Source organism: Ruegeria sp., from assembly GCF_028066395.1.
GTDB lineage: Bacteria > Pseudomonadota > Alphaproteobacteria > Rhodobacterales > Rhodobacteraceae > Ruegeria.
This window is the reverse complement of sequence record NZ_JALCBM010000083.1, coordinates 1-14122: the sequence shown is the minus strand read 5'-3', so window position 1 is coordinate 14122 and position 14122 is coordinate 1. Positions and strand designations below refer to the sequence as shown.

The 14122-nt window shown below is 57.2% G+C and carries 13 protein-coding genes and 1 pseudogene; 3 read left to right on the top strand and 11 right to left on the bottom strand.

The annotated features are described in order from the left end of the window. A partial coding sequence (locus MPJ51_RS19275; protein WP_298390229.1) for a dihydroxy-acid dehydratase occupies nucleotides 1-993 on the top strand: 993 nt, incomplete at its 5' end. 602 nt (nucleotides 994-1595) lie between these two features. Next, nucleotides 1596-2207, top strand: a complete 612-nt coding sequence (locus tag MPJ51_RS19270) for a tetratricopeptide repeat protein (protein ID WP_298390227.1) — start codon at nucleotides 1596-1598, stop codon at nucleotides 2205-2207. Here MPJ51_RS19270 and MPJ51_RS19265 read toward each other — a convergent pair. From MPJ51_RS19265 to MPJ51_RS19235, 7 genes are all read right to left on the bottom strand, one after another. After that, entirely contained in the window at nucleotides 2197-2895 is a 699-nt protein-coding gene (locus MPJ51_RS19265; RefSeq protein ID WP_298390224.1) for a hypothetical protein, read from the bottom strand. The genes MPJ51_RS19270 and MPJ51_RS19265 overlap by 11 nt on opposite strands. Nucleotides 2896-2932: 37 nt before the next feature. Further along, nucleotides 2933-3856 (bottom strand): ABC transporter permease, encoded by a 924-nt coding sequence (locus tag MPJ51_RS19260; protein ID WP_298390220.1) that lies wholly within the window; start codon nucleotides 3854-3856, stop codon nucleotides 2933-2935. Between the two features lie 10 nt (nucleotides 3857-3866). After that, nucleotides 3867-5039, bottom strand: coding sequence for an ABC transporter permease (locus tag MPJ51_RS19255; protein ID WP_298390217.1), 1173 nt, complete (start codon nucleotides 5037-5039; stop codon nucleotides 3867-3869). 10 nt (nucleotides 5040-5049) lie between these two features. Then, nucleotides 5050-6132 (bottom strand): ABC transporter ATP-binding protein, encoded by a 1083-nt coding sequence (locus MPJ51_RS19250; protein WP_298390214.1) that lies wholly within the window; start codon nucleotides 6130-6132, stop codon nucleotides 5050-5052. 66 nt (nucleotides 6133-6198) lie between these two features. Further along, a complete protein-coding gene (locus MPJ51_RS19245; protein WP_298390212.1) occupies nucleotides 6199-7359 on the bottom strand; it encodes an extracellular solute-binding protein in 1161 nt (386 codons plus the stop codon). 78 nt (nucleotides 7360-7437) lie between these two features. Next, nucleotides 7438-8241, bottom strand: a complete 804-nt coding sequence (locus MPJ51_RS19240) for a phosphodiesterase (RefSeq protein WP_298390209.1) — start codon at nucleotides 8239-8241, stop codon at nucleotides 7438-7440. Nucleotide 8242: 1 nt separating this feature from the next. Continuing rightward, nucleotides 8243-8851 carry an HAD family hydrolase gene (locus MPJ51_RS19235; protein WP_298390206.1) on the bottom strand — a complete coding sequence of 203 codons (609 nt, stop codon included), beginning with the start codon at nucleotides 8849-8851 and terminating at the stop codon, nucleotides 8243-8245. A gap of 109 nt (nucleotides 8852-8960) precedes the next feature. Between MPJ51_RS19235 and MPJ51_RS19230 the strand changes: the two genes are divergently transcribed. Continuing rightward, complete coding sequence (locus tag MPJ51_RS19230) at nucleotides 8961-9845, top strand: LysR substrate-binding domain-containing protein (RefSeq protein ID WP_298390203.1); 885 nt, start codon at nucleotides 8961-8963, stop codon at nucleotides 9843-9845. 362 nt (nucleotides 9846-10207) lie between these two features. On the opposite strand, the pseudogene MPJ51_RS19225 reads toward MPJ51_RS19230, so the two are convergent. The 4 genes and pseudogenes from MPJ51_RS19225 to MPJ51_RS19210 all read right to left on the bottom strand — a co-directional run. After that, nucleotides 10208-10687, bottom strand: a pseudogene (locus tag MPJ51_RS19225) (tyrosine-type recombinase/integrase); the annotation flags it as partial. 192 nt (nucleotides 10688-10879) lie between these two features. Beyond that, nucleotides 10880-12025 (bottom strand): AAA family ATPase, encoded by a 1146-nt coding sequence (locus MPJ51_RS19220; protein ID WP_298390200.1) that lies wholly within the window; start codon nucleotides 12023-12025, stop codon nucleotides 10880-10882. Then, on the bottom strand, nucleotides 12018-12830 hold the full coding sequence (locus MPJ51_RS19215) for an RNA ligase family protein (RefSeq protein WP_298390197.1): 813 nt from the start codon (nucleotides 12828-12830) through the stop codon (nucleotides 12018-12020). Before MPJ51_RS19215 ends, MPJ51_RS19220 begins: the two co-directional genes overlap by 8 nt. Nucleotides 12831-13253: 423 nt before the next feature. Beyond that, nucleotides 13254-14122 (bottom strand): peptidase S41 (locus tag MPJ51_RS19210; protein ID WP_298390194.1); only part of this gene is annotated, 869 nt, incomplete at its 5' end.

The following is a 14122-nucleotide window of genomic DNA, read 5'->3' as shown; positions in this document are numbered from 1 at the left end:
AACACGGTGCTGCACCTGCTGGCCATCGCGCATGAGGGCGAGGTGCATTTCACCATGACCGACATGGACCGGCTCAGCCGTCAGGTGCCTTGCCTCTGCAAGGTCGCGCCCAATACCGAGAACGTGCATATGGAGGACGTCCACCGCGCCGGCGGCATCTTCTCGATCCTCGGTGAACTCAGCCGCGCGGGGCTGCTGCATGAAGAGTGCAGCACGGTGCATTCGGCCACCATGGGTGAGGCGATTGCCAATTGGGACATCAAGATCGCCAACAACCCGGCGGCGCAGGAACTGTTCAAGGCCGCGCCCGGCGGTGTGCGCACGACGCAAGCGTTCAGCCAGTCGAACCGGTTCAAAGAGCTGGACACCGACCGCGAAGGCGGCGTGATCCGGTCCAAGGAACACGCATTCAGTCAGGATGGCGGGCTTGCGGTTCTGTTCGGAAACATCGCGCGCGAAGGCTGTATTGTGAAGACGGCGGGCGTGGATGAACATATCCTGACCTTCACTGGTACGGCCTATGTCTGCGAAAGCCAGGATCAGGCTGTGAACGACATCCTGACAGGCAAGGTCAAGGAAGGCGATGTGGTGGTCATCCGTTACGAGGGCCCGCGCGGTGGTCCGGGGATGCAGGAGATGCTGTACCCGACCTCGTATCTGAAATCCAAAGGGCTGGGCAAAGCCTGCGCCCTGCTGACCGATGGTCGCTTCTCGGGCGGTACGTCGGGCCTGTCCATCGGTCATGTCTCACCCGAAGCGGCTGAGGGCGGCGAGATCGGTCTGGTGCAGAACGGCGACAAGATCGAGATCGACATCCCCAACCGCACGATCCATCTGGCGGTATCGGATGAGGAGCTTGCCGCCCGCCGCGAGACGCAGGACGAAAAAGGCTGGGTCCCGGCCGCGCCGCGTAAACGCAAGGTGTCCACGGCGCTGAAAGCCTATGCCAAACTGGCCACCAGCGCCGCGAAAGGGGCGGTGCGTCAGGTTTGAGACCACAGTTGTGATCGAAAAAACGGCCCGAAGCCTCTTACCGGACGTGTTGTAAAGTCAAAAACACCGCAAGGCGCAACGGGCTCTGACACGGAAACACCCTCGCAGAACGCTGCGGGGGTGTTTTAGATCGCAGCGTCGGCTGCGCGGATGGAGAGGATGGCGTCTGCACCCTAGCGTCGCGCGATGCGGCATAGTGCAGGTGTTTTCATCGTCTGTGAATGGAGCTCCACCAGGGAAGTTACGACAATAGGATTGGATCTTGGGAAGGACGCTTTCCAAGTTCATGGGATCACGGCTGATGGCACGGTTGTTTTCAATCGCTCGATCCGGCGCAAGCAATTGCTCAAGTTCTTTGAAACATTGCCAACTTGCCTCTTTGGGATCGAGTCTTGCGGATCTGCACATCACTGGGGGCGTGAACTCACTGCGATAGGGCATGATGTGCGGCTAGCGCTGCGCGCAGACAAAACCGAAATATCCTGTGCCGCGATGATCAGTCTCTGCTCAACCTCATCAACTCGAGATGAGTGTCCACAGGCCCTTTAACACACAGTGTTTTAGTAGTAATCGCAGAGGTGCAAAATGCAGGGTTTTGTAGAATGGCCTCTGTTCTTCTCGAGACGGCAATTGAAAAGCTTCAACGAAACGACCCTGCCGGGGCGCAAAGAGTTCTGGACAAGTTATCTGTCCATGATCAGGGCCGCGCCGAAGTTCTTTTGCTACGCGGATTGAGCGAATTGGCGCAGAGCGATGCAGCCAAGGCGTTGGAATACCTGTCTCGTGCACATGATCTGAAACCAGACGAGCCGGTTATCTTGCAGAACTTGATTAACGCTGGTCTGGCTATTGCTGATGGTGCTCCGGCACAAGATGCCATCGTTCAATATGAGCGTGTACTGGAACTGGATAACGGCAACGAACAAGCGCTGCTGGGACTGGCGCGGTGTCGACAGGAATGTTGTGACTTCGAGGATGCCGTCGAACTTTATCACGTCTATCTGACGCTGCATCCACAAGACGTTTCGGTGCTGATTGGGCTGGGCTATTGCCTGCAAGAGCTGCGCCGACCAGACGAAGCGCGCGTGGCCTATGAGAAGGCGCTTACCATTGATTCGAAGGTTCGTCCGCTGGTTCTGAAATCTTTGTCCACCGCCAGTTCCGGCAGCGTGTCGCTGACCGGATATAGGCAGCAGGACATGCTTACTTTCTGACCCGCATATCGCGCCTGTAAACTCCGGCGGTGCCATCCATGCTGTCGCGGGTTTTGTGAAAGGCCTGTGCGTGGTCTTGCGACATTGTCTCGAACTGGTATTCGAAGCTCTCGCGCAGCATCGGGATACATTGCGCCACCGGTGTGCCTTTGGGCAGGATGCCTTCGAACCCTGGATCCGTCCATTCCGCGACAAAATTGATGAAGTTCTGGGTATAGCGATCGCTGTCCACCAGACCGCTCAGGCTGCGAAATGGTAGGTCGGTACGGTTCAGCGGATGGACGCATAGAAGCGACCAGCCCGGTGGCAGTTCAATGGTCCAGAAGGCGTTGAATTTCAACACCACTGCCACACCGTTTTCAAATGGAGAGCCCCGCACCTGTGCCGCCGGGTGCAGGGCGATGGGCGACCGGCTGAAGGTCTCACCCGGGGTTGCAGGCAGGTCCCAGTCCCAGCTGAGCCGCCCGTTTGTGATCTGCACGTCGCAGGCAAGCGGCATCAGAAACCCGTAGCTCATGGCATCAAGAAACGGAGCGCATTTCTTGACCGTCATCAATTCCGCACCCAAGATATCATCATGGGCCGTTGCGGGCATCTTGCGCAGCCAGTCCGGTAGTCCGGTTTTGGCCAGAACAGGTCGGGGCAGGAGCTGTTCCAACTCGGGTGGGCAGCGGAAGGTGATGTTCAAGGCCGGCTCCTGCACATTTGGGTCTGCCTTTGGCTTATTACGCTGCAGTGGTGGCAGCAACCTTGTCGATATCCAGGCTCACCATCTCTTTTTCGGCCTGCTTGGCACGTTCCGCCATGACCTTTTCGCGCGCGGCGTCCGAACGACGTTTGACCTCGTAGAGGATCGCCATGACCACGGTCAGCGCGATGAAGATCACCGCCAGCGCGTTCACCTCGGGCGTCGGCGTCTTACGGGCCAGCGCGGCCAGCTTGATGGTCAGCGTGGTCTCGGTCCCGATGGCAAAAACGGTGGTGTTGAAGTTCTCGAAGCTTTGCAGAAAGGCGATCAGCCCGGCGGTGATAATCGTGGGTTTCAAGAACGGGACCGTGACATGCCAGAACACCTGCTGGTGGCTAGCGCCCAGGTCAAGCGCGGCCTCTTCAAGCCCGCTGTCGAAACGTTGCAGCCGGGCAATGAACATCAGCATGCAATAAGAGGCGATGAAGGTGCTTTGTGCCAGAGTGGCCACGAACAGACCTCCGGGAATGCCAGCCGAGTTCCAGAACACCAGTGTCGAGATACCCAGAATGATCCCCGGCGTCAGCAACGGCGACACCAGAATCGCATAAAGCGCAGATTTCGACCGTGCGTGTAGCCGTGTGATCAGCAGCGCACCGGACAGGCCAAGTGTCAGGGAGAGAACGATGACGCCCAGACCAATGACCAGCGAGTTGCCGATGGCCGCCAGTAGCGGCGCATTGGCGAACAGCGCACCGAACCACTTCAGCGTGAACCCCTCAAATGGCAGGGCTGTAGGCGGCACGGCGGTAGTGTTGAAGGCCGCGATCATCATGAAGACCAGCGGCAGGAACATATAGAGGAAAAAGAGCACCATGTAGATGCCGGGCAACCTTTCCATGAACCAGTCCCCAATGGCGGGAATCGATCCGGTGCGGTGTGTCAGTGTTGTGTCCGTCATGGTCGCCCCTTTACTTCGCGATGTCCTGAAGATTGACGCGGAACAGTCGCATCATCATCATGATGAACAGGATGCAGGTGATCAGCAGAACAAAGGCATAGGCCGATCCCAGCCCCCAGTTCCCACCTTCGTAGAACTGGTCATAGATGATCTCGGTGAACCATTTCGACGTGGTCGACCCCAGCATGACGGGCACGGCGTAAGACCCCGCCGCCAGCATGAAGGTCATGATGCAGCCCACGGCGATGCCCGGCTTGGCATGCGGAATAACCACCGTCCAGTGGATCATCCAGCGCGGCGCGCCCAGATCACGGGCGGCTTCGATCTGATTCTTGTCCAGCGTCTCGACCGTGTTGTAGATCGGGAAAACCATGAACAAGATATAGGCGTAGACCATCCCGATCAGCACGGCAGAGTTACCGCTGCGCCAGTCGATCGGCGTATCCGCCAGACCGATCCCTATCAGGGCCTGATTGATCAGCCCGTTCGATGATAGCAGCATCAGCCACGAGAATGTGCGCAAAATCTCGTTCACCCAATACGGCACGATCAGACCCAGCATCAGCAGGGCGGTGGTTTCCTTGCTTGCGCTGACCGCCAGATAGAATGCCACCGGATAACAGACGATCAGCGCGATCAGCGTCACCAGGATCGACGACCAGATCGTCTTGAAAAAGATCGGGCGGTTGGCGTCGTTCGAGAACAGCTCGAAATAGTTCTGCAGGCCAAGCCGGGGCTGTGCCGCCTTTTCAGCGTCGACAAGCGCGGAGTCATTGGCGGCGATCTCATCGTCGATCTGACCCAGACGCGCGATCAGCTCATCACGGCGCGCCTCAAGTTCTTCGACCGAGGCACCGGCATTCTGATTGCCTGAACTTCCGAAAGGATTGAACACGCCGCCTCCGCTCTGATCGGCCTCGGCAGCACCCCCGGCCTGAATGTCGGCCTCAACCTTGCGCACTTCACGTTCGGCCCGGCCTTTTTCGACAAACAGCCGGTCGGTGCTGGCTTTCGTCTGTGAGACCGCCGCCGCCGCCGCAGGATCGGAGTACATCAGCGACTTTTGCACCATCAACAACTGGGGCGCGACGATCATGCCGATCAGCCAGGTGGCGCAGCCGACAAAGACATAGGTCGTCAGAATCGCACCATAACGGTTGCGGAATGAGGAAATGGCTTCCATGTCTGCCCCCTCAGGCCATCTGGGTTGCAGGAAGGGCGACGGCTTCGTCCGCCGAGAACCCGATCTGCACATCCGCGTTATGCTGTAGGTGCGCGATGTCCTGATTGTTGGTCATGTGCACGACAAAGCGGCCGCCGTCGGCCCCGCGGGCAAACAGATTGATATAGCTGCCTTCCAGATCCAGACGTTCGACCTTGGTGGAAACCACGTTCTCTTTGCCGCCTTCGCCATTCGCGACCTGGCAGCGTTCAGGGCGGATGAACAGCATCGCCTTGTCACCGACCGAAAGGTTTCGGTCATTGCGGGCCCGCAGGTGGCCCATCGCGGTGTCCATAACCGCATGCCCGTTCTTCACATCGATGATGTGGCCTGAGACCGGGTTGTTCTCACCTACGAAGGTGGCGACAAAAGCGGTCTTGGGATTGCTGTAGATTTCGGACGGGGTCGCAACCTGTTCCAGCTCACCCTGGCTCATCACCGCGACGCGGTCCGACATTGTCAGGGCTTCGCCCTGATCATGCGTGATATAGATGAATGTCACGCCGGTGCGCTGCTGGATGGCGCGCAATTCGGCGCGCATATGCTGACGCAGTTTCAGGTCCAGCGCCGAAAGCGGCTCGTCCAGCAGCAGAACAGCGGGCTCCACGGCCAGTGCGCGGGCAATCGCAACCCGCTGACGCTGACCGCCCGACAGTTCACTGACCATTTTGTCGCCCTGACCGGGCAGGGCGATCATATCCAGCAACTCATCAGCACGGCGGCGTTGATCGGTTTTCGACAGGCCCCGCACCCGTAGTCCATAGGCGATGTTTTCCCACACGGTCATCAGCGGGAACAACGCGAGGTTTTGGAAAATCAATGCGGTCGGGCGGTCATTGGGGCCGATCCCGGCCATGTCCTGCCCGCCGATGCGGATCGCGCCTTCCGACGGTTCGTTGAACCCCGAAATCATCCGCAGAATGGTTGTCTTGCCGCATCCCGACGGGCCCAGAAATGAGAAAAACTCGCCAGCCTTGATTTCAAGATTGGCGTTGCGCACGGCAGTAAAATCGCCAAAGCGCAGCGTGACATTGTCCAGTTCTATGTTTTTCATCGGTCTATCCTGACGGTGTGCGAAAGGGGCCATGCCCCGCCGACAGGCAGGGCATGGCAGGTAGGTTTACGCGGTTTCCCAGCGGGTGATGTATTCGCTGCGCAGCTTCGAGAACCATCCGGCCTCGGGCTTCCACCACCACAGGTTGGCGATGGCTTCCCCATTCGGGCCATAAATCAGCTTGAACCGTTCCTGCGCGTCTGCATCCAGCGCCGCTTCGGCACCAATCGCGGCAGAGTTGTACCCTGAATGCGCGGCATGCATGCCGCCACCCTGTGCCGAGGTCAGGAAGTTGATCAACTCATAGGCCTGATCGACATTGGCCGCACCGGAGGGGATGCACAGACCATCCATCCAGGTCAACGCGCCTTCTTTGGGCGAGACATATTTGATCCTGCCGTCGGTTTCCTTCCACATGCTGATCGCGGTGCCGTCCCAGGACTGACCGATCACGCAACCATCCGACGTATAGGCACCGGTCAATTCAGCAGCGGTTTTCCAGAAGACCTTGATATTGGCTTTGTGGTCCTTGCCAAACTCCAGCGCCTTGGCGAACACGTCATTGGCGACACCTTCGTCCAGATAGGCTTCGTCCAGCATCTTGCCAGTGCCGTCGAGCATCAGCGCGATGGTGGTCAGGCCCGAGCGTGGGCGTACGGCCATCTTACCGGCATATTCCTCTTTCCACTGGTCGTTCCACGAGGCATTTTCCCAGGTCAGGTCCATCGCTTCGCTGTCGAAGGCCAGACCTTCGGTGCCCCAGTTGAACGGAACGCCATAACGCGCGCCACGCTGGGATGCGCCCAGATCCAGCGATTTTTCAAAGATGGACGGGTTGATCTGACCGGCGGTCAGGCGAGTCTCATCAATCGGTTGCAACAACTCGTTGCCGTCTTCGGCACCGGCATCATACCACGATTGCAGCGACGAGATCGACGGCAGAACGATGTCGAACCCTTCGCCTTTCGAGGCGCGCAGCTTGTTCAGAACTTCGTTGTTGGTGCCGTAGGTCGACAGGTTGATCTTGATGCCGGTGTTGTCTTCAAAGGCCTTTGCCATGTCGGGTGAGATATACTCGTCCCAGGCATAGACATTGACTTCGCCCGACGCAGCAAACGCCTGACTTACTATCGCCGGAGAGGCCATCGCGGCGCCGGCGGCACCAAGGGTTTTCAGGGCACCGCGGCGGGTGAACGCCTTGGCGATGGATTGAGTGGACTTACGCATTTCTGGCTCCTTCAGGAATTTCTGCGCGAGAGGTAAACAGGGATGGTGAGCTTGGATGCATTGAGTGTCATGGGGGTGTCAGTGCTCGGGCTCACCCATCGACAGCCGCGCTGCGCTGCTGTCGAAGTCGTGGTAGTGGATGCGTGTCATGTTCTGGTTGATGGTCACGACGGCGTATTGAGGCTCTTCGAAAATGCCGCTCACTTCGCCGGCTTTTTCGAAATCCAGCGCGCATTGGATCATCATCGAACGGTGACTGGAGAAAGGGATGCCTTTCCATGTTCCGCTCATCGGGCGGTGGAAATGGCCAAAGAACAGGTGCCGGGCGTCACCATGTTCGATGGCCAGACGGGCGATGGCGTCGGCGTCCTGCGGTGCCATTGCGATCTGATCCATAGCAGGCAGTCCGGTGTCAAAGGGAGGGTGATGCATAAACAGCCAGACCGGCTGGTCGTGATGCTCCTGCAAGATCTGCGCCAGCCAGTCCTGCCGCGCGGGACAGTATGATCCCGCGTTAGTGCCCTCGGTCTTGGTGTCCATCAGCACAAAGACACCCGCCTCAGTCTGGATGGCCTGTTGCAGAAACCCGTTATTGTCCGCCACAAGCTCGCTCAGATGGTCCAGGGCCGGGCCGCGCTGATCATGATTTCCGATCAGCATCAGCTTGCGCGGACCAAGGCGATCCAAAATGCCACGCGCGGCCATGTATTCGGACCCTGTGCCATTGTGCGTCAGATCGCCAGTGATCACACACAGATCCGCATCCGAGTGGGCGCGTCCAATATCGTCGATGCACCGCTCCAACGTCAGGTTGGGAGATTGGCCGAATAGAGTTGCACCGGGGTCGGTCACGTGAATATCGGTAAGATGTATGAATTTCATCTCAGGCTGCCTTTAGTTCAGGAATGGCTGAGAGGAGTTCGGAAGGGTCGGTGATGATCCGGTCTGCTTCGGTCAGCATCTTGATTGGCTGCCATCCCCATGTCACTGCGATGCACGGTATATTTATGGCTTTCGCGGCATGGATATCGCTGACTGCGTCGCCGACCATCACAACGGGACGGTTGCCGGTCATGGTATCAAGCTGCACCAGAATCTCCGCCTTGGGCTTGCCTGCGTCACCACCGATCACGTGGTCAAAGCAATCGCTCAGATCATGTTCGTCGAGAAAACGGCGCAGCACAGAGCTGTGAGTGGCGCTGATGATGGCAAGCGGCCCGCTTTCCGCCAAAGTCCGCAGAATGCCGGACATTCCGGGGATCAGTGGCGAAACCTGTTCGTGATTGACGACGAAATCCGAGACATCTCGCGCAAACCGGGCGGGCTCCAACCCACATTCCAGGGCAACAGCTTCGAACGTCAGCGGATCAAGTGCGGCGAACGGGTCGGCATCACCCAATTGGCCACCCTGCACCCGGCACGCATGTTCGCAAGCCGCAAGGCAGATCGCATGAGACTCAGCGATTACGCCGTCAAAATCAAAGCAGTACAAGGTCGTCTCCAGCTATGGCTCGACGCGGTACTACAGTTTCGCTATGAACCAATTGCGACGCCTTTAGGATTTTCTTAAAGACCATCCTAAACAATGAAGGAGGCCCTTCATGGCCGTTTCAGCTACGAAACTGCGCGCGTTTGCCCATGTCTATGAGGCCGAGACGTTCAGCGGCGCTGCGCAGGCGTTGGGAAATTCTGTTCCTTCTGTGACGCAGTTGATCCACGCGCTGGAAAAAGAATATGGCGTTTCCCTTTTTGTAAAATCCGGAAGAAAACTTGTTCCCACACCGGCGGCAGATCAACTTTACCCGATCGCGTTCGATTTGAGAGAAACTGAGGCTCGTGCTGAAAAAGTCCTGCAAAATTCAAGGCTTGGCGAATCAGGAACCCTGCGCGTTGGTATCGGCAACGCATATCCCGGCATGGCGATCATACAAAAGTTTCTGTCGGCCATGCCGTCGGTCAGGGTTGATGTGGAAAACGGAAATTGGGACCGGATAATGGAGCTTTTCAAAACCCGGCAGATTGATGTCGGTATCCTGCCTGCGGTTCGGGATGAAAGCACCTTACAGCGCGTCGTTTGTTTCGAGCAGCGCGTGGTTGCGGTTGTTTCAGAATCCCATCCGTTGTGCGGCCAGAGCCGGATTTCTCTGGCGGACCTGAAAGATCAGCCTTTGATTTTCCGATCTCCCGGTTCTTCTACGCAATACCAGGTCGATGCAGCGCTTCAGACTGAAAATCTGTGTTTTAAGCCCGTTGTCCTTTCGGATTCCCGTGATGGCGTTTTGGAAGCGGTCGCGAATGGGCTCGGCATTGGCTTTGTATGGGAACACAGTTCCTTCCGGTCTGACAACTTACACCGCATTGCGATTGATGAGTTGCAGAACCAAATCCCCGAACATGCATTCGCAGCTTCCAACAATGCAAGCACACTGGTCCAAGCCTTCCTTAACATTTGCGCTTCAATGCGGTCGATTTCGAAGTCGGGCTAGCCTCTGGAAACATTATGTGGCTGGAGCGCCAACGTTGTTTACTGCCTGCTATTGGTTTTCGGCGGATGAATGTCCGTTTTGCTCGTTGCATTGCAGCGCAACACCTTGAGAACTTGCGAAAGTGGTTGCGCTATGAATGTACGCGGCCAGAAATTGTCGATAGACAAACTTGGGCTCTGCCGAACCACTGCCGCGTTGCGACCGTAGGGCTGGTCTGGATTGGCGAACGGCAAGTGCCACCCGCTTCATATTCTTTGATCATTCCGATGATCTGTTCGTCCGAAAATCTGCGTTTCATAGTCCATCCTTTGCTTAGACGGATTACTAACACCACAATGGCCGAAATTCAGGGGGCTGGGTCACAGGGAATGGGTGGCGTAGCCGCTGGGTTCCAACCCAATCGCAGCCACCCAGTTCCGAACAAGTCGGCCATATTGGCGGGTTGAGATGTATGGGCGGTCATGAAACCGGCTGGGAAACATGAAACGGCAGCCGATCATTTTCGGCGACTTGATCCATGCGGCAATGGTATCCCGCGTGTTTTCAGAGAGTTCGAACTGAACGGGTCGCCGAGTTTTGCTCTGGATCACAGACACCCTCTCTCGAACGCGGTCATCTCTGACCAAATCGCTGACGGACAGTTTCACCAAGTCGCATCCGCGAAGCTTGCTATCAATCGCCACGTTAAACAGCGTGAGATCACGCAGATTCCTCGCCAATTCGAGCCGTGTGCGGATTGCCCACACTTGTTTCGGCAACAGCGGCCTTTTCTGGCCGACGATCCGGCCGTTGTTCCAGGCTCTTCGCTTCGGAGTGACAGCGGGAAGTTGAACTCTTGGCATGTTGCACCCTCCAATCCTCCCGCAAGACCCAGACATCAGCACCGTGCTGACACCCGAATTTTACAGTTGGTTTGAATTGCCGTTATCCGATTGCTTGTCCTTCGGGAAACGCTGCGGGCGCATTGGGCTTGTCTGAGCCCAATTTACCTGATGCTGCGCTAAGCTCGAATGTCCGCATTTCCCGCTGAACCGTTAATCCAGTTTAACCCCATGGGCCTCCCACAACTGCGGGGGCTCCAGCTTCTTTGATAGATGGGCAATCACGGCATCGGGTACGGCATCGGGTCGATCCCGGTTCTGGCGACGCAGTTGGTCCGGGTTGACCTCAAGGTAAACAATCTCAATCCGGGCACCATAGTCCCGCAGAAGCCGCAGCACCCGTGATCGATTTTGCCGCGTCACATTTGTCGCGTTCCATACGAAGTCACGTCCCGCCCGCAGGTGCTCTCTGGCCCGTTCATGGGCAGCTTGGATGACCTGGCCCTGGTTGTCGGTGGCAGAGATGCTTAGTTCGTCTCGTATCACATCAAGGCTGACAACGGGATGTTCCGGGCGGTGCTTACTGATCCAGGTGTCTTTCCCTGTACCGGGCAGGCCAGACATGACTGTGACCGTACATGGGAATGCCTCATGAGCCGTATAATGCGGATCACGATCTTCCAGTTCGAAGAAGGCAACCCGGCTTTCATCATTGGCAAAACCGAACGGCTGATCCCAACACCCGGCTTCTTGGAACGTAAGTTCAGCGAGGCTAACACTCTCTAGGATGGCTTGCTGGTCCTGACATAACCGTCCCAACGCATCGGCCTTGGCATGGAGGCACAGATGATCTGGTCTGCACCGCCACGATGTCTCGATGGCCATACGTTGAGGATCAGGACGTTCGATCAGCCAGAATGGAAGCTGGTGGTGCGCAATGATCCCGCACAGGGCCTCACGCCAGGCAAACGGGGACCCCGCATACCAAAGCAATTCCCGCGCAATGGATGCACCGATCCGGGAATGGCCACGGGAAGATATGCGTCCGTCGTCCTCCTGCTTCGTAACAGCAGGCTTGCCGACATCATGCAGGACCGCTGCCCAGAACAGATTGGCCCGGTCTATGTCCGGAAGACCCTGCCAGTCTGGGTCAGCCACTAGAGCCTCGACTACCATTCGTGTGTGAGTGCCGACATCGCCTTCGGCATGGTGGATCGGGTCCTGCGGACAGGTGTGGAGGGTGGCAAGCTCCGGCCATAGGGACCAAATCTCGCCCCAGTCCACCTGCCAAGCTGGACCAGTTGGTACCAAGGCCAGTAGATGGTCATGTGTGACGGTATGTGTGTTGGGCTTACGCATCGTAGGCTCCCTCCACACCCAACGTGGGTGCAAATATATCGACCCCATCGGCCAGACCATTCTGCAGGATCGGACGGTCGTGCCAATGCCCGTCAGCCGCTTCTATCGCCTGCAAGAAGTCCGCACGGACGAACTTGAACCGATCTGCCACGTGGTCTGCGCTTTCCTGCTTCAGATATAACCCTTCGGCCAGATCACTGTCCTCTGTCTGCTGATCAACCATGTCAGGACGGCTGCCAGACCGCTCTGTCGCCACCGACAGTGCATCACGCCATTCTTCCGACTTGTAAGGCGAAGGCCGGGTCAGGCCGACCAACTGGTCAACGGACCTGATCTCTCCAGTATGGACGACCGGCACCGGCATAATCGGTAACCCGGTAAGCAGAGACCGACGGGCAGCCGTGCTCAGGAATGTGCCAGCCTCCCGATCCAGCACATCGAACTCCATGAAGTAATGCGGCAGCCGGTCATAGAATACTGTGTGTTTGGCATACATCCATTCGCCGTACATGACGAAACGATGTCCGAGCACCGGGTACAGGACATGTGCATGGGCCGCCGCCCAGGTCTTTAGCAGGGCAAAGTGCCGTTCCCGGCCACCGCCGGTCAGATAGTGCCCACGGCTTTGCAGCAGCAGGTTGCCATCCACGTCGAAGGACACGGCGGAATTGGCCCCGTCGAGCTTTTCTTCGACAATCAGGGGCTGGCCTGAAAGCTCTTTGATTGGTTTGTCATCCGCCATATCGCCCACCTGAAGGCGCGAACCTTCGATGTGCCGCGTACGCGGGTATTTGTAGATTTCCATAACGGTCTCACGATGTATCGATTGGTCGCACAAAAGCACCCGGCAGGATTTACCAGGGTGTTGGTTTGATTATGTGCGCTGCGATTACATCGGACTTCCATGGGCTCGGGGTTGAGACAGAAGGCCTGGATAATGTCGCCAAGCAATAAAATCAATAGCGGGCATTCAAAGCGTATTCCAGAACATCCGTTTTGTCCGCGACCCGTGAATTGCCATCCAGATCTTTGCTGCACGATGAACGAATGGCAGCGATCTCTGTCACCGCGTAGCGTCCTAGATTGAGCATCTGCGGCATTTTCCACGATGAGAGCGCGCGCAGCACAAAATCACAACGACTGGGTCGGGCCCAGAACAGTCATTCGATGGATTAGGTTGGTCTCAATGTCATCCATGTCGGCGAAGCGGACGTCACCGGCCGTTCGTCTAATCGCTCACGCTTTTGAGAACGCGTTGATGGAACATGCCTTGTGCATCCTCTTCAGCAGGTCTCACGACCCATTCCCGATCCAAATTCAGGGCGCCTGCGGGTACGATTTGCCGCGCGATTTCGGGCGGCGTGGTTTCGTCAGTCGTTCCATTCTTCCAGTCGTGAAAGGCTGATGAGTATCGAACGACCGCTCCGCTCGTCGGCAAATCGAGCAACCCGCCCTCGGCAAAGAACGTCAACCCGTCGCCCATTTCTTCGCCGATGAGTTTGAGCCTGTTTCCCAAACGATGTTTGAGGATGGCCACAAACACGATCGCTGCGGAGAACGTGAATTTATCGACAAGCACAAAAACCTGCTGGCTTGCGCTTTGCGAAATCGCGTCGATCAAGGGCATCGCTAGAAGAAAATCGCCGCCGGTGTTTCCGCGAACGTCAATCAAGAGTGTTTTGTATGAGCAGGCGCGCACGCGGTCCGCTGCATCCGAGATGGCTTTGGACAGCGCAGTTTCGCTCGGATCAAAGAAACTTGGCAACAGAATTGAAAGCCCAATCTCTTGCCAGTCCTTTATCTCCACAAAGGTCTTGGGTTCCCAGGCTGGATCAGCCCTGCCATGCTCGTTTCTCGGGTAGAGCGTCGATGCAGGAACAGTATCTCCATTTGCAACTTTCAGAACGGTTATCTGCCCATTTTCGTCTTGCACACGATACTCGGTCGTACCGTCATTTGACGAAAAACCCAGGCGTGTCAAAGCGTAGGGCCACGCCAGAAGAATCGGTCCGATAACGCGTTTCCTTTGGCACGTTCCCGCCAGAAATTTCCCAGCAGTGGCTTCGATCTGGCTCAACGCTGCACCGTTGACGGCTA

Coding starts and splice junctions, on each gene's coding strand:
- MPJ51_RS19270 (WP_298390227.1), top strand. CDS start 1,596: ATGGCCTCTGTTCTTCTCGAGACGGCAATTGAAAAGCTTCAACGAAAC.
- MPJ51_RS19260 (WP_298390220.1), bottom strand. CDS start 3,856: ATGACGGACACAACACTGACACACCGCACCGGATCGATTCCCGCCATT.
- MPJ51_RS19255 (WP_298390217.1), bottom strand. CDS start 5,039: ATGGAAGCCATTTCCTCATTCCGCAACCGTTATGGTGCGATTCTGACG.
- MPJ51_RS19250 (WP_298390214.1), bottom strand. CDS start 6,132: ATGAAAAACATAGAACTGGACAATGTCACGCTGCGCTTTGGCGATTTT.
- MPJ51_RS19245 (WP_298390212.1), bottom strand. CDS start 7,359: ATGCGTAAGTCCACTCAATCCATCGCCAAGGCGTTCACCCGCCGCGGT.
- MPJ51_RS19240 (WP_298390209.1), bottom strand. CDS start 8,241: ATGAAATTCATACATCTTACCGATATTCACGTGACCGACCCCGGTGCA.
- MPJ51_RS19230 (WP_298390203.1), top strand. CDS start 8,961: ATGGCCGTTTCAGCTACGAAACTGCGCGCGTTTGCCCATGTCTATGAG.
- MPJ51_RS19220 (WP_298390200.1), bottom strand. CDS start 12,025: ATGCGTAAGCCCAACACACATACCGTCACACATGACCATCTACTGGCC.
- MPJ51_RS19215 (WP_298390197.1), bottom strand. CDS start 12,830: ATGGAAATCTACAAATACCCGCGTACGCGGCACATCGAAGGTTCGCGC.